Raw genomic sequence first — 16,968 nt, 5'->3', positions numbered from 1 at the left:
CGTCCGCTATGTTCCAGGTGATTGCTCCTTGCGCCGCCCTGGCGCCCTACGTCAACGGCTACTGGTTCGTCGAGGACCTGGCGGGTGTTTACGCGGGCAGGCGGATCGTGACCTGCCCGTACCCGGGGTCGGTGCTCTCGATCAACTTCGGACGCCCGAACGCGATGGAGGGCGGCCCGACCGTGCCGCAGGTGTCGCTGCTGGGCTTCCAGTCGACCAGCCGGCAATGGCGGTCGTGGCCGGACACCTATTTCGTCATGGCGATGCTGAGTGGCGCGGGCCTGGCGCGGCTGTTCCCCGGCATCGGGCCGGACTGCAAGGATCAGCTGCTGGACCTGGCCGGATACCTTGGCGATGGCGCGACCCATGCGCTCAGCGCCGACCTGAGCGCCGCCTGGACCCCGGCGAGGGTTGCCTGCCAGCTGGACGCGTGGTTGCTGCGACGCATGACGGCTATCCGGCCGGCTGCGGAACTGGCGACGATCAGGGCGGCGCATGCGCTGCTGCGCCAGGGACGGCAAGTGCAGGAAGTCGCCAGCCTGACCGCCGTCAACCGGCGCCAGCTGAACCGCTGGTTCGAGCGGCACCTTGGCGTTGGCCCCAAGCAGTTGATGGACCTGGAGCGACTGCAGTCCAGCATCCAGGCGGTGCAGCGCGGCGCGGGCGACGCGCTGTCAGGCTATAGCGATCAGCCACATCAGATACGGAGCTGGCGGCGGCGCCTGGCCCAGACGCCGGGCGACTATGCGCGCAACGGGCCATCGCCGCTCGCCGAGTACTTCGGACTCCTGCCAGACGATGCCCCGGCCTTCTATCTCTGACGACGCAACACCTGGCGTCCCAAACGTTCAATACAGCGTTCCCCGCCTGCCGCATGCTGGCGGCTCAAAAGGAGAATGCTATGGACGCTGGGAATCTGCCGCTGGAACAATCGTTGGTCGAATACACGGATGGCACGACTGTCTTCGAAGGGTATGTAGCGCGGCCCGCCGGGCTGGCCCAACGCACGCCGTGCGTGCTGCTGGCCCACGAATGGAGCGGACTCAACGCCGCGATGCGCTGCTGCGCCGACCGGCTTGCGGCATTGGGCTACATCTGCTTTGCCGCAGACGTGTACGGCAAGGGCGTCCGTGGTGACGAGCTGGGAGACAACGCGCATCTCATGGGCCCGATGATGGCCGATCGCCGCTTGTTGCGCCGGCGCCTGCTGGCCGGGTTCGATGCGGCCACCACGTTTCCCGGGGTCGATGCGAAGCGGATGGCTGCGCTTGGGTATTGCTTCGGCGGCCTGTGCGCCCTGGACCTGGCGCGCGCGGCCCCGCCGAACCTGCTGGCTACCGTCAGCTTCCACGGGGTGCTTCAACCGCCGCGGATCGGCCCGCAAGCACCCATTACTTCCAGCATCCTGCTCCTGCATGGTTGGGAAGACCCGGTCGCGCCGCCGAACGATGTTCTCGGCATTGCAGGGGAGCTGACCGGCGCCGGCGCCGACTGGCAGCTGCATGCCTATGGCCATGCCCTGCATGCATTCACGTTCGAGGGGGCGAATCTTCCGGATCGTGGCATTGCCTATGATGCGGCGGCGGACCGCCGGTCCTGGGCGGCAATGCAGGCCTTCCTGGCGGAACGGCTTGCCCCGGGTGTGTCACCCAAGGCAGCCTGGCCGGCCAGCTAAGGCGCGCGCTGCGACATGACTTCAGGACGCGTTGGTCTTGCGGCCCACGTTCCGGATCAGTTGCGTGACACGTCCCAGGTACTGGTCGAAGACCTGATTCGCCTGCTCCTGGCTGTTGATCGGCTGTGCGACCGTACGTCCCTCGGCTTCGAGCTTGGCCCGGATCTCGGGCTTGGCCAGGGCTTCGCCAATCGCCTTGCGCAGCACTGCCACCCGGCTAGCGGGCGTGCCCTGCCTGACGAAGTAGCCGCCGCCGATCGAGTACTCGAAGTCGGGCACCAGCCGGCTTTGCGAGATCAGCGGAATATGCTTGAGCGCCGGGGGCAGGGCCTTGGCGAAGCTGCTCAGCACCTTCAGCCGGCCCTGTTGCTGCATGCTGTCGAAACTGGATTGGTAGGGCAGGATGGCAAAGTCGACCTCCCCGCCGGCAAGGCCTTGCAGCGCTGGAGCGCCGCCCTTGTACGGCACGTGCAGGAAGGGCACGCCGAGCCGGGCAGCCAGCGCATCGCCCATGAGGTGATAGATGGAGTCGATGCCGACCGTGGCGTAGGTCAGCGGTTTCCCCTTGCTTTTCTTCGCATAGTCCAGGAAATTGTCCAGGGTATCCACGGCAATGCCGTTCCTGACCATCAGCACGATGTTGGCGTCGCTGATGGGCGCGGCCAGCTGGAAGTCCTGCGGCTTGTAGCGCGCCGCCGGGTTGAGCATGGGAGCCAGGAAGACCTCGTTGATCGAGCCGTGGAAGAAGGTGTAGCCATCGGCCGGTGCGCCCAGCACCTTGTTGGCGCCGATCAGCCCGGTGCCGCCGCCGTAGTTCTCGACGACCACCTGCTGCCCGACGCTCTTGCTGATGGATTCCCCGAAGATGCGCGCCGAAGTGTCGCTGGCACCGCCGGCCGGGTAGGGGACCACCAGGGACAGCGACTTGGCGGGGAAGTTGTCTGCGGCAAAGGCCGGCAGGCTGGCCAGCACGGAGGTGCCGGCGGAAACACCGGCATATTGAAGGAAGCGGCGGCGGTTCAGTGAAGCCATGGTGGATGTCCCCGAAGAATTGTTGTTCAAACCAGATAGCTTTGCGTCAGGTGCGCCCAGAATGCGGCGCCGACAGGCAGGGCCTTGTCATTGAAGTCGTACAGGGGGTTGTGGACCATGCAACCACCATCCTCGCCCAGGCCGTTGCCGAGCCGGATGTAGGCACCGGGCCGGTGCTCCAGCATGTAGGCGAAGTCTTCGCTGCCCATCACCGGCGGGCGCTCGACCACGTTGTCCGCGCCCACCAGCCGGATCGCGGCCTGGCGCGCGCGCTCGGTCTGCGCGTCGTGGTTGACCAGTACCGGGTACTTGCGTTCGTAGATGACCTCGGATTGCAGCCGGAAGCTCTGGGCCTGTGCGGCGACAAATTCGCTGATGCGCGCTTCGACCAGCGTACGCACCTGCGGGTCCAGCGTGCGCACGCCGATCTTGATCGTTGCGCTGTCGGGCACGACGTTGTAGGTGGTGCCAGCCTGGATGGAGCCTACGGTAATGACCGCGGACTTGAGCGCATCGATCTCGCGGCTGACGATCGATTGCAGTCCAAGCACGATGCTGGCGGCGCACTGCATGGCGTCGATGCCATGATGAGGCATGGCGCCATGGGCGCCGCGGCCGCGCAGCGTGACCGTGGCGCGGTCGAACGAGGCCATGGCAGGGCCGGCGATGACCCCGATCTGGCCGACCGGCAGCCCCGGGGAATTGTGCAGCGCATAGATTTCGTCGCAGGGGAATTGCTCGAACAGCCCATCGTCCAGCATGCGCAGCGCACCGCCTTCGTTCTCCTCGGCCGGCTGGAAGATCAGGTTGAGCGTGCCATTGAAATTAACGGACTCGGACAGGTACCTGGCGGCACACAGCAGGATCGCCGTGTGCCCGTCATGGCCGCAGGCGTGCATCTTGCCGGCGATGGTGCTGGCGTAGTCAAGGCCGGTCTTTTCCTGAATCGGCAGCGCGTCCATGTCGGCGCGGATGCCCAGCGCCTTGCTGCCTTGCCCCTTCCTTAGCCTGCCCACGACGCCGGTGGTGCCCATGCCGCGATGCACCTCGTAGCCCCATGCCGCCAGCCGTCCGGCGACCAGGTCGCTGGTCTGGCGCTCTTCAAAGGCCAGTTCGGGGTGCGCATGGATCTTTCGGCGGATCTCAACGAACTCCGGCGACAGGGTCTGGATGGATTGGTGCAGTTCGGCAAGCGGGGCCTGGTTCATGGCGGTATCGGAGCGTGGTCGTCCACAGCATTCTCCACGCAGGCGCTTGCCGAAACCATGACAATGATGAGGCAGAAACGTTGCATAATTTGCAACATTAAAAAGTCCGTGCTGCCGTCCTGAGGCGGCGGCACGAGCCAGAGGAGGAAGACATGGAAGATGTGCTGGACCGCAAGCGGGCGCTGTGCTTGCTGCAGATCATCGAGACCGGCACGGTGCGCGGCGCGGCCGAGGTGCTTGAGCTGGACCCGTCCGTAGTGAGCCGCGCCGTGGCGAAACTGGAGCAGGAAACCGGGCTGACTTTGCTTGAGCGGCGCGGCCGGGGTGTTGTCGCCACCGATGCCGGGCGCCTGCTGGCGCTGTTTGCCCGGCGCCAGCAGGACCTGAACGATACCTTCCTGGCCGAGGTCAACAACCTGAAGAATGCGCGGCGCGGCCACGTGGAGCTGGTCTTTGGCGAAGGCTTCGTCGACCTGGTGCTGGAGCCCGTGCTGCAGGGCTTCCTGCGCAAGCATCCCGACGTGAGCTGCAGCATCCAGGTGGCCGGCACCGATGAAACGGTCCGGCATATCCTGGAGGACCTGGCGCATGTCGGCTTCGTCTTTCAGCCGCCCGACGATGTGCGCCTGCGCTCGCACTATTCACGGCTGTCGCCGATCCGCGTGCATGTGCGTAAAGACCACCCGCTGGCGCGCAAGCGCCGCGCACTGACGCTGGCGGATCTGGCGCCGCACCAGGGAGCGGCGCTGACGGAATCGTTTGGTGTGCGCAAGCATATCCAGGCGGCGGAGCTGGACGAGCACGTCACCCTGAAGCCGATGCTTGTCACCAACTCGTTCAAGGTGCTGTGGGAATATGCAGCGATGGGGCTGGGCTACATCATGACGGCACGCTCGGTGGCGCTGAAGGAGCCGCAGTTCAGGCAACTGGTGTCGCTGCCGCTGGCAAATCCCATCCTGAACAACAGCCGCATCCACATCATCACCCGGACCGGCCGGCACCTGTCCCCGGTGGCCGACAGCCTGCTGCGGCATGTGGTGAAGGCGTTCCCGCTGGTCTGAAGCAACTGTGCTCCCCGGGCAAGCGCCCCTTTGTATGTACCCGGGGGCACCCGGGAAATCTAATCTGGTGACACCGCAACGATCCGGTCCCCGCCGCAGCACTGGCAGGCCGCCGGACAGCGCCCCCGTCGTTACAGGACACCACGCCAATGAGCTCCCCGACCCCTGAAAAAGGCCACATCGCCCCCTACACCCACCCCGCCGCCGGCTGGGGTGCGTTGAAGTACGTTGCCATCAACCTGATCAAGGAGAAGGTTGCCGGTGGCAAGTACAAGATGCTGTTCAAGCAGAACCAGGCCGATGGCTTCGACTGCCCCGGCTGTGCCTGGCCGGACCGGCAGCACGCCTCCACCTTCGAGTTCTGCGAGAACGGCGTCAAGGCCGTGGCCGCCGAGTCCACCAGCATGCGCGTGACCCCCGAGTTCTTTGCGCAGCACACGGTGACGTCGCTGATGGCGCAGACGGACTATGAGCTTGAGCAGCACGGGCGGCTGACGCACCCCATGGTCTATGACGCGCAGACCGACAAGTACCGTGCGATCGCCTGGGACGAGGCCTTTGCGCTGATCGGGCGCCACCTGCGCGCGCTGCCGGACCCGAACCAGGCCGCATTCTATACGTCGGGACGCGCCAGCAACGAGGCCGCATTCCTCTACCAGCTGTTCGTGCGTGCCTATGGCACCAACAACTTCCCCGACTGCTCGAACATGTGCCACGAGGCCACCAGCCGGGGCCTGCCGCCGACCATCGGCGTGGGCAAGGCCACCGTGGTGCTGGATGATTTCGAGCATGCCGACACCATCCTGCTGTTCGGCCACAATGCGGCCACCAACCATCCGCGCATGCTGGGCGAGCTGCGCGAATGCGCGCGGCGCGGCGCCACCATCGTCTCGATCAACCCGCTGCGCGAACGCGGGGTGGAGCGCTTCACCAGCCCGCAGCACCCGGTGGAGATGCTGACCGGCTCCAGCACCAAGATCGCCTCGATGTTCGTGCAGCCCAAGCTGGGCGGTGACTTTGCCTTGATCAAGGGCATGGCCAAGCGCCTGGACGAACTCGACCAAGAGGCCATCCGGCACGGCCGCGAGCGCCTGATCGACGTGGATTTCGTGCGCGAGCACACCATCGGCTACGGCGACTTCATCGAAGACCTGCGCGCGGAGAGCTGGGCCGACATCGTCGCCGAGTCGGGCGTGTCGCAGGAAGACATCGATGCTTTGACCCAGGTCTACGCCAAGGGCAAGCGCGTGATCGCCTGCTGGGGCATGGGCCTGACGCAGCATAAGCACTCTGTGCCGACGGTGCAGATCCTGTCCAACCTGATGATGATGCGCGGGAACATCGGGCGCCCCGGCGCCGGGCTGCTGCCGGTGCGCGGGCATTCGAACGTGCAGGGCGACCGCACGGTGGGTATCGAAGAGAAGCCCGAGCCGGAATTCCTGGACCGCCTGCAGGCCGCCTTCGGCTTCGAGCCGCCGCGCAAGCATGGCTATGATGTGGTCCACACCATCTCGGCGATGCTCGAGGGCAAGGTCAAGGTCTTTGTCGGACTGGGCGGCAATTTCTCCACCGCCACGCCGGATACGCCACGCACCTTCGAGGCCCTGCGCCAGTGCGACCTGACCGTGAACATCGCCACCAAGCTCAACCGCAGCCACCTGGTGCACGGCAGGGAGTCGTTGATCCTGCCGACGCTGGGCCGCACCGAGATCGACCAGCAGGACGGCGTGGCGCAGGGCGTGACGGTCGAGGACTCGGTCTGCATGGTCCATATCTCCTTTGGCATGAACGCGCCGGCGTCGCCGCACCTGTTGTCGGAGATTGCCATCGTCGCGCGCATGGCGGCCGCCACGCTGGGCTCGGAGAAGATCGACTGGCTCTGGTATGCGCAGGACTACGCCCGCATCCGCGACGCCATCGAGCAGGTGATCGACGGCTTCGAGAGCTACAACGAGCGCGTGGCGGTGCCGGGCGGGTTCCACCTGACGCCGGCGGCATGCAACCGGGTCTGGCATACGCCGTCGGGCAAGGCGCAGTTCCTGGTCAACCGCATCGACAAGGACACCCCCATCAGCCGGGCCCGCCAGAAGTATGGCGACAAGCTGATGGTGATGATGACGACGCGCTCGCATGACCAGTACAACACCACGATCTATGGCCTGGACGACCGCTACCGCGGCGTGTTCGGCCTGCGCCGGGTGGTCTTCATCAGCCCCGCTGACCTGGCGCGGCTTGGCCTGAAGGCGGGCCAGCACGTGGACATCACCAGTGTCTGGGACGACGGCGTGCAGCGCCAGGTCGAGGACTTCGTGCTGGTCGAATACGACATCCCGCAAGGCTGCCTGGGGGCGTACTACCCCGAGACCAATCCGCTGGTGCCGCTGGAAAGCACGGGCGATGGCTGCGGCACGCCCACGTCGAAGTCGGTGCCGGTGTTGCTGACGCCGTCCCGTCGCCAGAACGCGGCGGCGAGCTGATCCCGCGCTGCGCGCAATACCGCTCGTCAAGCGACTGACACCCCTGGTGAACGTTCCCCTCTCCCGCAAGCGGGAGAGGGGAACAAACCGTCAGCATGCAAGCGGGCGCTGCACATAATTTTACGAGAGATCCCATGGAATGCACCGAACTGGTCGAACACACAGGCTATGAAGCGCGCAGCATCGTGCGGCACAAAAACTGCTTGGTGCAGCCGGCCACGGACAACGTGGCGGAAGAACTCCCGGTGGCGCTGGTGTACAACGGCATCTCGCACGCCGTGATGATGGCCACGCCGCTGGACCTTGAGGCGTTCGCGGTCGGCTTCTCGCTGACCGAGGGCATCGTCGGGCGCAATGCCGAGATCCACGACCTGGAAGTGCGCGTGCACCCGCACGGCGCCGAGGTGCAGATGGAGATCAGCGAGCACGCCTTTGCCACCATGCGGGCCCGCCGGCGCGCGCTGGCGGGGCGCACCGGCTGCGGCGTCTGCGGCATCGAGAGCATCGAGCTGCTCGACCTGGAGCCGGCGCGCATGCCCGAGCCGGCCACCCGGCTGACGCCGTCGCGCGAGATGATCGAGCGCGCGGTCGCGGCGCTGCCGTCGCACCAGCGGCTGATGCAGGCCACCGGGGGCGTCCACGCCGCGGCCTGGTGCGATGCGGGCGGCGAGATCCTGCATGTGTTCGAGGATGTGGGCCGCCACAACGGCCTGGACAAGCTGATCGGCCACCTGGCGATGCAGCGCGTGGCGATGGACGACGGATTCGTGCTGCTGTCCAGCCGCGCCAGCTATGAACTGGTGCGCAAGGTGGCGCGCATGAATATCCAGATGCTGGCGACGATCTCGGCGCCGACCTCGCTGGCGATACGCATCGCCGAGCAGGCCGGTCTGCGCCTGCTCAGCTTCTGCCGCCAGGATGGTTATGTCGACTATACCGGCGCCGCACTGGATGCCGCCCGCGGAGGCGCAGCATGCTGAACTTTGACGAGGCGCAGGCGGTCTTCGCGATGTGCGCGGAGCCCGTGCGGCAGACCGAAACCGTGTGGCTGGGCCTGCTGACCGGCCGCGTGCTGGCCGGCGACGTGGCCGCGGTCATGGATACGCCCGCGGCGGACCGCAGTGCCATGGACGGCTATGCGGTGCGCTGTGAAGACTGCCGCGCTGACGCCTGCCTGCCGCTGCAGCAGGTCGTCTACGCCGGCACGCAGCCGCAGCCGCTGTTGCCCGGCCAGGCCATCCGCATCTACACCGGCGGCGTGATTCCACCCGGCGCCGGTGCCGTGGTCGCGCTGGAGGATGCCGAGGAAACCTATCGCGGCGTGGTCTGCGCGCGCGCACCCGTGGCGGGCCAGCATATCCGGCGCAAGGGCGAGGACGCCCGCCGGGGCGACCTGCTGCTGTCGGCGGGAACCCTGCTGCATGCGGGGCATATTGCCGCGCTGGCGTCGCAGGGACTGACGGAGGCCACGGTCTGCCGGCTGGTGGAGGTTGCCATCCTGACTTCGGGCGACGAGGTGGCGGCGCACGACGAGCCGCGCGACGTGTACCAGGTGCATGACGTCAATGGCCCGATGCTCGAGTCGCTGGTGCAGTCGATGGGCGCCGTGGTCAGTTGCCACCGCCACGTGCAGGACGACGAGCGCGCCTTGCACGACATGCTGCGGGAACTTGCCGCCGACGCCGACCTGGTGCTGGTCACCGGCGGTGCCTCGGTCGGCCAGCGCGACCTGGTCGCGGCGGCGCTGGCTTCGGCAGGCGGCGAGCTGCTTTGCCGTGGCGTCAACATGAAGCCCGGCAAGCCGGTCACGGTGGGGCGCCTGCGCGGCAAGCCCGTAGTATGCCTGCCCGGCAATCCGGCGGCGGCCTATGCCACCTTCGCGCTGCTGGTGACGCCGCTGCTGCGCCGCCTGCAGGGGCGCGTGGAGCTGTTCCCGCCGGTAGGCCGGGTCAGGGCGGCGCTGGCGGGCACCCGCCCGCACCGCGGCGATGCCTTCTGGCGCGTGGGCGAAATCGGCAACCTCGGCGGCCGCGAGAGCTTCGTGCAGGTCAATGCACAGCAGGGTGCCGCCTCGGTGTCGGCGCTCGGCCAGGCCAGCGGCTTTGTGCGGGTCGAACCCCAATGCGCCGGACAACTCCAAAATGTGCCCCTGCCGTACTATGATCTTCATCGTTGGCTCAGCTGACAGCAGCCCGGCGCAAGGGCCGGACCAGGCACCGGCCGGGCGCGAGGGACATGGGAAGGGGAGCGCAGCGTGAAACTATATGAAAAGCTGGCTGCGGACATAGAAGCATTGGTGCAGCAGGGGGTGCTGTTGCCCGGCGAGCGGATTCCCTCGGTGCGGCAGACCAGCCAGCACCACCGCATGAGCATCACCACGGTGATCCGGGCCTACGTCTTGCTGGAGAGCCGCGGCATCATCGAAAGCCGGCCGCAGTCCGGCTATTTCGTGCGCGCGCGGCCGGGCGAGCCGGTGGTCGAGCTGCGCCCGTCCAGGCCCAGTGCCAAGCCCTCGGCGGTGGATGTCAGCGCGCTGGTGCTTTCCACGCTGCGTTCGATCCGTTCCGATGATGCCGTGCCGCTCGGTTCGCCCTATCCGGACCCTTCGCTGTTTCCGTGGCAGCGCATCAACCAGTACGCCAACAATATCGCGCGCCGCTATGCCAAGTGGACCATGCTCGACGACCTGCCGCCCGGCAGCCCCGAGCTGATCCGGCAGATCTCGCGCCGCTACCTGGAGAACGGCTACGCCATCGATCCGAACGAGGTGATCGTCACCATTGGCGCGACCGAGGCCATCAACCTCTGCCTGCAGGCAGTGGCCAGGCCGGGCGATACCATCGCAGTGGAGTCGCCAACCTTCTACGCCATGCTCCATGCTATCGAGCGGCTGGGCATGCGCGCCATCGAGGTGGCGACCGATCCGGTGGAAGGCATCGACATCGGCGAGCTGGCGCGGCTGATCGATGAAAAGGGCGTGGCCGCCTGCATGGTGATGCCCAATTTCCAGAACCCGCTCGGCTTCCAGATGCCCGATGAGAAGAAGCGCGCGCTGGTGGCCATGCTGACCGAGAAGGACATCCCCGTCATCGAGAACGACGTCTACGGCGAGCTCTATTACGGCGAGGCCCATCCCAGTTCATTGAAGGCGTTTGACAAGGCCGGCATCGTGCTGCATTGCTCCTCGTTCTCCAAGACGCTGACCAATGCCTACCGGATCGGCTGGGCGCTGCCGGGCCGCTACCGCGAGGCGGTGGAACGGCTCAAGTTCCTCAACACGCTGACCACGCCCGCCATTCCGCAGCTGGCGATTGCCGAGTTCCTGAAGAACGACGGCTACGACTTCCACCTGCGGCGGGTGCGCAAGGCCTATGCGCAGCAGGCCAACATCATGGCCGCCGCGGTGCGCAGGTTCTTCCCGGACGGCACCACCCCGTCGCGCCCTGCGGGAGGCTATGTGCTGTGGGTGCAGCTGCCGGAGGGCATCGATGCGATGGAGATGTACCACGCCGCGCTGGAGCACCGCATCACCATCGCGCCCGGGCATATGTTTGCGCCCGGGGCCACTTACCGCCATTGCATCCGGCTGAACTACAGCGGGGAATGGTCGCCCGGAATCGAGTCCGCCGTGCAGACGCTGGGCAGGATCGCGCAGCACCTGCTGGCGCGCAGCCGGGAACCCGGCGAGGAAGAGCATGCAAGACGCTGATATCGATCCCGCCATGGTCGCGGCGCTCCAGGTCCTGTGGCAGGCTGGGCGCGAGGGCGGCGGCAGCCCCTGGTCGCTCGCCAAGATCGCGAAGCGGGCCCAGCTGCCAATGAGCGTGCTGCGGCGCGTGTTGACGCAACTGCAGGCCGCCGGACTGGCGGACGTGGCGATCGACGAGGAAGGCCGCGGTCACGCGAGCCTGACACCAGCCGGCGCGGAGCTTGCCGCGCAGGCTTTCCCGAATCCTGACTGAGTGGCCGAGAGCCGCGCCCGCGGCTCAGCCGCCGACCAGCGACATGCGCACCGTCGGGTACTGGCGCTTGCCGCTGGCCAGCCGGTCCGCGCGCAGCTCGGAGTAGCGGTCGCCGCGGGCCTGCCAGGCTTGCCGGACCGCGTCCGCAACGGCTTCATCGGGGCGCGCGGCACCCAGGTGCTGGCGCAGGTCGACAGAGCTGGTGGCGAACAGGCACAGGTAAAGCCGACCGTCGACCGAAACGCGTGCGCGGGTGCAATCGCCGCAGAACGGGTGCGAAACGCTGGAGATAAAACCCAGCTTCAGGCTGCCATCCGCCAGCAGGTAGTTGCTGGCGGTTTCGCCGTCGCGCCGGGTGACCGGCAGCAGCGCATGCGCGCGTTCGACCATGCCGCGGATCTCGTCGGACGGGACGACGCGTGACTGTGACCAGCCGCTCGGGCCTTCCACATCCATATATTCGATAAAGCGCAGCGTGACGTCGCTGCCACGGAAGTGCTCCACCAGCGGCAGCACCTGCGCGTCGTTGGTGCCGCGCTCGACCACGCAGTTGACCTTGACTGGTGCCAGGCCCGCCGCGATGGCCGCGTCGATGCCCTCCAGCACGCGCCCGACCGGGAAATCGACATCGTTCATGGCGCGGAAGATCTGGTCGTCCAGGCTGTCCAGGCTGACCGTGACCCGGCCCAGGCCTGCGTCGCGCAGCGAACGCGCCTTGCGGGCCAGCAGGCTGCCGTTGGTGGTCATGGCCACTTCCACCTGCCGGCCGTCCAGGGTACGCATGGCCGCAATGCGTTCGACCAGCGACTCGATGCCCTTGCGCAGCAGCGGCTCGCCGCCGGTCAGGCGCACTTTCTCAACGCCCAGGCCGACAAAGGCGCGCACGATGCGCAGCAGTTCCGCATCGGACAGGCGCTGCTCAGGCGACAGGAACGGGTAGTCGCGCCCGAAGCGCTCCTTGGGCATGCAGTAGGTGCAGCGGAAGTTGCACTGGTCGATCACCGAGAGCCGCAGGTCGCGCAGCGGACGGCCCAGCTGGTCCCGGCAGGCGGGTGATGCGTGGTCCGGCTCGGGCGCCTCAAGACTGCGGGCGGCGGGCATTTCTTGCACAAGCGCTGCTTGCATGGCGAATCTCCCGGGGGCAATGGGGTAGGGCATGGCGCATGCCATGCCCTCCATGGTAGGGACCGATCGCCGCCCGGCAGGCGTACAAATCGGCAGGAGCGGAAGCAGAACAGTTCCGGCGGGGCCGGTATGGCTGCGTCGGGGCGCCTCATTCGCGCGGCGCCCGGATGCGCACCGTCGCGGTCTGGCCGGCGATCAGGTGGACCCCGGCGGGCACCTGGTCCAGTGCGATTCGCACCGGTATGCGCTGGGCCAGGCGCACCCAGTTGAAGGTCGGGTTGACGCTGGGCAGCATGTTGGGCCCGATGGCGCGGTCCTGGTCCTCGATGCCGGGCGCAATGCTCTGCACATGTCCGCGCAAGGGAGTGCGCTGGCCCATGATATGCACTTCGGCGGCGCTGCCGACGCGGATCGCGGGCAGCTTGGTTTCCTCGAAATAGCCTTCCACGTACTGCGAGCCGCTGGCCACCACCGACAGGGCCGGCCTGCCGCGGGTGGCAAAGTCGCCGACGCGCGGCAGGCGGTCGCTGGCATGGCCGTCGACCGGGCTGGTCACGCGGCAGCGGGCCAGGTTGAGCCTGGCCACGTCCACCGCGGCATCGGCTTCGTCGATGCGCGCCTGCGCGGCGGCCACGGCGGCCACGGCGGCCGCGTTCGCCGCCTGGCGCCGGCCCAGTGCCAGCGCGGCGCGCGCCGACGCGGCCTCGGCCTGGGCCTGTTTCAGGGCCAGGCTGAAGCGCTCCTGGTCCACCACGAACAGGACCTGGCCGCGTTGCACCCGGGCGTTGTCGCCGACGAGCACGGCAGTGACCAGGCCGGACACGTCCGGCGCGACCTGGATCACTTCTGCGCGCACATGGCCGTCGCGGGTCCAGGGCGCCTCGGTGTAGTACTGCCACAAATGCCAGGCGGTCAGCGCCGCGGCGACCACGGCCGCCAGGGTCACCGCAACGGGGCCGAGCAGCGAAAGCTTGCGAATCATGATGGGGCCTGCCAGAGGAGCGCGACGAGCGCGCCCAGTACAAGGATATAGAGCGAGAAATTGAACAAGGACCGGTGCCAGACGATGCGGTAGAAGCCGATCCGGGCGAGCACGGCGCGCACGCCGGCGGTCACCGCGAACGCGGCCAGCATCCACACCACGGTGGCCGGCACGAAGACGCCGTACAGGTCGAACTCAGTGGCGTGCATGGGGCTCTCCTTCGGTAGGCGGATACAGGGCCAGCCGCAGGGTGGCCAGTGCCGCCAGCGCCGTGCGGGGGCTGCCGTGCGCCGACGAGGCCAGCGCCGCGAAGGCCGCGTCGATCTGCGCCGCCAGTGCCGGAGCGGGCGGGCTGGCATGGCCGGTGCGCGCGCACTGGCGGTAGTGGCGTGCCACGCCGGCCAGCACGCGCTCCACGGCACGGCGGTGCGGCGCAGGCACGCCAGCGGGGGCGCGCCGCAGCGCGAGCGCGGCGGATTCGACCAGGAAGTCGGCAACGGCGCTGCCGGCGTGCCTGCCGCTGGCATTGTTGCGGCGGGTCAATGGCGGCCACTGGCGCAGCAGCCGGTCCAGCATGCGGCCGCGCAGCCGCGCGCTGTTGACCGGCGCGCGCGGGTGCGCCGCCAGCGCGATCTCGTTCCAGTTGGCCCGGGCCAGCCGGTAGGCCACCAGCTGCTGGCCGAAGGGCTGCATCAGGACCGCCCACAAGGCCGCGAACACCAGCGCCGCCAGGCTTGCCAGGCTGCTGTTGAAGATGCCGGCGAAACTTGCCGCGGTCAGGTGCTGCGGGCCCGGGAACGATGCCGCCGTGACCGCCAGCAACACGCCGAACAGCGCATTGCGCGGCTGCGTGGTCATGGCGCCGATGACCAGGTAGGGGCCGCACAGCAGGGCGGCCAGCGAGCCAAAGTCATGGGCCAGCTGCAGCACCACGAACTGGTAGTACCAGGACAGCAACGCACAGCCGATGCTCCACGCGATCACCCGGCCGGCCATCAGCCGCGGCTCCGCGGTGGTGGCGATAAAGCAGCTGGCAAGCGCGGCCAGGCCGACCGGGACGGCGCCATCGACCCACCCCGACACCATCCACAACAGGCCCGCGACGAAGGTGGCCGAGCCGGCGGTGGCGCCGCGGAACAACAGTTGCGCGTGGTCATGGTGCCGCGCCTGCCCGGCGGGTTCCACGCGGTAGCGCAGCGCGGTGGGCTCGCTCCCGCCCTGGCGCAGGCTGGCCTGCAGCAGGCGGCAGTCTTGCCAGAGGTCGCCCAGTTCGTCCAGGTAGGTGCAGGTCGCCGCGACCAGCCGTGCATGCCAGTCCGCGGGTGCGGCGGGCGTGGTGCCTGCCGGGTACCAGGAAGGCGGCGGCCGGGACGCGCCGGCGTCGCCGGCGATCCAGGCCAGCGTGGCGCGCATGCGCTGCGCGACGGTGTCAGGCATGCCCGCCGGATGCCGGTGCAAGGCGCCGGCGGCATCGGCCAGCGCCAGCACCAGCGGCAGCAGGGCCGTCATGCGCTGGTGCAGGGCACGTGCGCGCCGCAGGGTCAGGGCGCCGTCGGCTTCATAGGTCAGCTGCGCCAGCTGGGTTTCCATTGCCAGGATATCGGCGGCCAGCAGGCTGAAGCTGTCATGGCGCTGGCCCGCGCTGGCGCCGGCGGCCAGCACGTCGGTGATCCAGCGCGAGGCGTGGTCCAGCCACGCCGACGCGCGCGCGGCCAGCGCCGGCGTGGTGCGCGAGGGAAACACCACCGCGCTGACCACGCTGGCGCAGACGATGCCGATGACGATTTCCTCGATGCGGGTGAGGGCCACGTCGAAGACCGTGGCCGGGTTGGTGACCGTCGGCAGCGCCACGATCGGCAGCGTATAGGCGGCCAGCAGGCAGATGTAGTTGCGCGGCGCCGGCTCCAGCAAGGACAGGTAGAGCAGGGTGCCGGTCCAGCACGCGATCGCGGCCATCAGCAGCACCGGCTCGTCGACCAGCCAGGGCACCAGCGCCACCGCGCACACCGCGCCCAGCAGCGTGCCGAAGACGCGGTAGGTGCCCTTGGCATAGGTGGCGCCGGCCAGCGGGCTGGACACCAGGTAGACGGTGGCCATGGCCCAGTAGGGCCGCGGCAGCCCGAGCGCCAGCGCCACGTAGAGCGCCAGCATTGCCGCGCCGAACACCTTCAGCGAATGCAGCCAGGGTGCAAGGTCGGGGCGTCCCGCCCAGGCTGCCGCGAGCGTGTCGAACACGCCGGCGGTGCGCGCGGGCAGCGCGGGACGGGAGAGCGGGCCAGAGGACGGCATGGCTTCAGTTGGCAAGCCCGGCTGCCCGCATCAGCAGCTTCATCAGGCTGGCGCAGACGAAGACGGTGCCGACCCCCGCCAGCCACAGCGCCAGCAGCCAGCCCAGGCGGGCCGCCAGCCGCGATTGCGGGATCCTGGCCATCAGTGGTACCCCTCCCCGCGCTTGACCTTGCCGCGAAACACGTAATAGGACCAGGAGGTGTAGGCCAGGATGATCGGCACGATGAACAGGGTGCCGACCAGCGCGAAGCCCTGGCTTTGCGGGGGCGACGACGCATCGAAGATCGAGATCGACGGCGGGATGATATTGGGCCAGATGCTGATGGCAAGCCCGGTATAGCCCATGAAGATCATCAGCAGCGCGTACAGGAACGGCGACACGTTCGGGTGCTTGCGCAGGGACCGGTAGATGCCGAAGGCCGAGAACAGCACCAGCAGCGGCACCGGCAGGAAGAAGAACAGGTTGGGCAGCGCGAACCAGCGTTGCGCGATCTCCGGATGGGTCAGCGGCGTCCACACGCTCACCGCGGCGACCATTGCCAGCATCACGCCGGTCAGCACGTTGGTCACGCGCAGCATGGTCCATTGCAGGCGGCCCTCGGTCTTCATGATGAGCCAGGTGACCCCGAGGAAGGCATAGGTGATCACCACGCCCACGCCGCAGAAGACCGGGAACGGCGCCAGCCAGTCGAGCGCGCCGCCGGTGAAGGTGGCGCCTTCCATGGCGATGCCGTCGATATAGGCGCCCAGTGTCACGCCCTGGAAGAAGGCGGCGAGCACCGATCCCCACGTGAACGCGGCATCCCAGTACGGGCGGCTGCGGTCGCTGGCCTTGAAGCGGAATTCAAAGGCCACGCCGCGGAAGATCAGCCCCATCAGCATGAACATCAGCGGCAGGTAGAAGGCGCTGAGCAGCACCGAGTAGGCCAGCGGGAAGGCGCCCAGCAGCGCCGCGCCGCCCAGCACCAGCCAGGTTTCGTTGCCGTCCCAGACCGGGGCCACCGTGTTCATCATGACGTCGCGGTCATGACGGTCGCCGACGAAGGGAAAGAGAATGCCGATGCCAAGATCGAATCCGTCCATGATGACGTACATCATCACACCGAAGAAGATCAGGGCGGCCCAGATAACGGGAAGGTTGATACCCATGTTGATCA

The 16,968-nt window shown here is 67.9% G+C and carries 16 protein-coding genes; 8 read left to right on the top strand and 8 right to left on the bottom strand.

The window, feature by feature from the left end; translation table 11 throughout:
* Positions 1-8: 8 nt before the first annotated feature.
* Both I6H87_RS26225 and I6H87_RS26220 read left to right on the top strand, forming a co-directional pair.
* Positions 9-821 carry a helix-turn-helix domain-containing protein gene (locus I6H87_RS26225; RefSeq protein ID WP_011617261.1) on the top strand — a complete coding sequence of 271 codons (813 nt, stop codon included), beginning with the start codon at positions 9-11 and terminating at the stop codon, positions 819-821.
* An 80-nt stretch (positions 822-901) separates the two neighbouring features.
* Entirely contained in the window at positions 902-1,675 is a 774-nt protein-coding gene (locus I6H87_RS26220; RefSeq protein WP_011617260.1) for a dienelactone hydrolase family protein, read from the top strand.
* Positions 1,676-1,696: 21 nt separating this feature from the next.
* Here the strand turns inward: I6H87_RS26220 and I6H87_RS26215 are convergent, their stop codons facing one another.
* Entirely contained in the window at positions 1,697-2,707 is a 1,011-nt protein-coding gene (locus tag I6H87_RS26215) for a tripartite tricarboxylate transporter substrate binding protein (RefSeq protein ID WP_010814459.1), read from the bottom strand.
* A gap of 26 nt (positions 2,708-2,733) precedes the next feature.
* The gene (locus tag I6H87_RS26210) at positions 2,734-3,915 is read right to left on the bottom strand and encodes a M20 aminoacylase family protein (protein ID WP_011617259.1); all 1,182 of its coding nucleotides are present in this window, start codon (positions 3,913-3,915) and stop codon (positions 2,734-2,736) included.
* 152 nt (positions 3,916-4,067) lie between these two features.
* Here I6H87_RS26210 and I6H87_RS26205 point away from each other — a divergent pair, with 152 nt between their 5' ends.
* The 6 genes from I6H87_RS26205 to I6H87_RS26180 all read left to right on the top strand — a co-directional run bounded on the left by I6H87_RS26205 (position 4,068) and on the right by I6H87_RS26180 (position 11,415).
* A complete protein-coding gene (locus tag I6H87_RS26205) occupies positions 4,068-4,976 on the top strand; it encodes a LysR family transcriptional regulator (RefSeq protein WP_010814457.1) in 909 nt (302 codons plus the stop codon).
* A 149-nt stretch (positions 4,977-5,125) separates the two neighbouring features.
* Complete coding sequence (locus I6H87_RS26200) at positions 5,126-7,453, top strand: FdhF/YdeP family oxidoreductase (protein WP_010814456.1); 2,328 nt, start codon at positions 5,126-5,128, stop codon at positions 7,451-7,453.
* A gap of 134 nt (positions 7,454-7,587) precedes the next feature.
* Positions 7,588-8,433 (top strand): formate dehydrogenase accessory sulfurtransferase FdhD, encoded by an 846-nt coding sequence (gene fdhD / locus I6H87_RS26195; RefSeq protein ID WP_010814455.1) that lies wholly within the window; start codon positions 7,588-7,590, stop codon positions 8,431-8,433.
* The gene (locus I6H87_RS26190; protein WP_011617258.1) at positions 8,427-9,638 is read left to right on the top strand and encodes a molybdopterin molybdotransferase MoeA; all 1,212 of its coding nucleotides are present in this window, start codon (positions 8,427-8,429) and stop codon (positions 9,636-9,638) included. Before fdhD ends, I6H87_RS26190 begins: the two co-directional genes overlap by 7 nt.
* A gap of 69 nt (positions 9,639-9,707) precedes the next feature.
* Positions 9,708-11,162, top strand: coding sequence for an aminotransferase-like domain-containing protein (locus I6H87_RS26185; RefSeq protein ID WP_011617257.1), 1,455 nt, complete (start codon positions 9,708-9,710; stop codon positions 11,160-11,162).
* Complete coding sequence (locus tag I6H87_RS26180) at positions 11,149-11,415, top strand: helix-turn-helix domain-containing protein (RefSeq protein WP_010814452.1); 267 nt, start codon at positions 11,149-11,151, stop codon at positions 11,413-11,415. The genes I6H87_RS26185 and I6H87_RS26180 overlap by 14 nt, the downstream gene beginning before the upstream one ends.
* Positions 11,416-11,439: 24 nt before the next feature.
* Here the strand turns inward: I6H87_RS26180 and moaA are convergent, their stop codons facing one another.
* The 6 genes from moaA to cydB form a co-directional block, all read right to left on the bottom strand.
* The gene (gene moaA, locus I6H87_RS26175) at positions 11,440-12,540 is read right to left on the bottom strand and encodes a GTP 3',8-cyclase MoaA (protein ID WP_041688108.1); all 1,101 of its coding nucleotides are present in this window, start codon (positions 12,538-12,540) and stop codon (positions 11,440-11,442) included.
* A 148-nt stretch (positions 12,541-12,688) separates the two neighbouring features.
* The gene (locus I6H87_RS26170; protein WP_011617255.1) at positions 12,689-13,522 is read right to left on the bottom strand and encodes an HlyD family secretion protein; all 834 of its coding nucleotides are present in this window, start codon (positions 13,520-13,522) and stop codon (positions 12,689-12,691) included.
* A complete protein-coding gene (locus I6H87_RS26165) occupies positions 13,519-13,731 on the bottom strand; it encodes a DUF1656 domain-containing protein (RefSeq protein WP_010814449.1) in 213 nt (70 codons plus the stop codon). Before I6H87_RS26165 ends, I6H87_RS26170 begins: the two co-directional genes overlap by 4 nt.
* Positions 13,718-15,826 (bottom strand): FUSC family protein, encoded by a 2,109-nt coding sequence (locus I6H87_RS26160; protein WP_231881441.1) that lies wholly within the window; start codon positions 15,824-15,826, stop codon positions 13,718-13,720. The genes I6H87_RS26165 and I6H87_RS26160 overlap by 14 nt, the downstream gene beginning before the upstream one ends.
* On the bottom strand, positions 15,816-15,953 hold the full coding sequence (locus tag I6H87_RS26155; protein ID WP_010809252.1) for a DUF2474 family protein: 138 nt from the start codon (positions 15,951-15,953) through the stop codon (positions 15,816-15,818). The genes I6H87_RS26160 and I6H87_RS26155 overlap by 11 nt, the downstream gene beginning before the upstream one ends.
* Complete coding sequence (gene cydB, locus I6H87_RS26150; protein WP_010809253.1) at positions 15,953-16,960, bottom strand: cytochrome d ubiquinol oxidase subunit II; 1,008 nt, start codon at positions 16,958-16,960, stop codon at positions 15,953-15,955. The genes I6H87_RS26155 and cydB overlap by 1 nt, the downstream gene beginning before the upstream one ends.
* Positions 16,961-16,968 lie beyond the last annotated feature (8 nt).

Source organism: Cupriavidus necator (assembly GCF_016127575.1).
Classification (GTDB): domain Bacteria; phylum Pseudomonadota; class Gammaproteobacteria; order Burkholderiales; family Burkholderiaceae; genus Cupriavidus; species Cupriavidus necator_D.
The sequence above is the reverse complement of the archived record's forward strand: the minus strand, read 5'-3'. Positions and strand labels throughout refer to the sequence as shown.

What these genes read in the sequence shown, in the direction of transcription:
- I6H87_RS26225 (WP_011617261.1), top strand. Translation starts at nt 9, where the DNA reads ATGTTCCAGGTGATTGCTCCTTGCGCCGCCCTGGCGCCCTACGTCAAC.
- I6H87_RS26220 (WP_011617260.1), top strand. Translation starts at nt 902, where the DNA reads ATGGACGCTGGGAATCTGCCGCTGGAACAATCGTTGGTCGAATACACG.
- I6H87_RS26215 (WP_010814459.1), bottom strand. Translation starts at nt 2,707, where the DNA reads ATGGCTTCACTGAACCGCCGCCGCTTCCTTCAATATGCCGGTGTTTCC.
- I6H87_RS26210 (WP_011617259.1), bottom strand. Translation starts at nt 3,915, where the DNA reads ATGAACCAGGCCCCGCTTGCCGAACTGCACCAATCCATCCAGACCCTG.
- I6H87_RS26205 (WP_010814457.1), top strand. Translation starts at nt 4,068, where the DNA reads ATGGAAGATGTGCTGGACCGCAAGCGGGCGCTGTGCTTGCTGCAGATC.
- I6H87_RS26200 (WP_010814456.1), top strand. Translation starts at nt 5,126, where the DNA reads ATGAGCTCCCCGACCCCTGAAAAAGGCCACATCGCCCCCTACACCCAC.
- fdhD (WP_010814455.1), top strand. Translation starts at nt 7,588, where the DNA reads ATGGAATGCACCGAACTGGTCGAACACACAGGCTATGAAGCGCGCAGC.
- I6H87_RS26190 (WP_011617258.1), top strand. Translation starts at nt 8,427, where the DNA reads ATGCTGAACTTTGACGAGGCGCAGGCGGTCTTCGCGATGTGCGCGGAG.
- I6H87_RS26180 (WP_010814452.1), top strand. Translation starts at nt 11,149, where the DNA reads ATGCAAGACGCTGATATCGATCCCGCCATGGTCGCGGCGCTCCAGGTC.
- moaA (WP_041688108.1), bottom strand. Translation starts at nt 12,540, where the DNA reads ATGCAAGCAGCGCTTGTGCAAGAAATGCCCGCCGCCCGCAGTCTTGAG.
- I6H87_RS26170 (WP_011617255.1), bottom strand. Translation starts at nt 13,522, where the DNA reads ATGATTCGCAAGCTTTCGCTGCTCGGCCCCGTTGCGGTGACCCTGGCG.
- I6H87_RS26165 (WP_010814449.1), bottom strand. Translation starts at nt 13,731, where the DNA reads ATGCACGCCACTGAGTTCGACCTGTACGGCGTCTTCGTGCCGGCCACC.
- I6H87_RS26155 (WP_010809252.1), bottom strand. Translation starts at nt 15,953, where the DNA reads ATGGCCAGGATCCCGCAATCGCGGCTGGCGGCCCGCCTGGGCTGGCTG.
- cydB (WP_010809253.1), bottom strand. Translation starts at nt 16,960, where the DNA reads ATGGGTATCAACCTTCCCGTTATCTGGGCCGCCCTGATCTTCTTCGGT.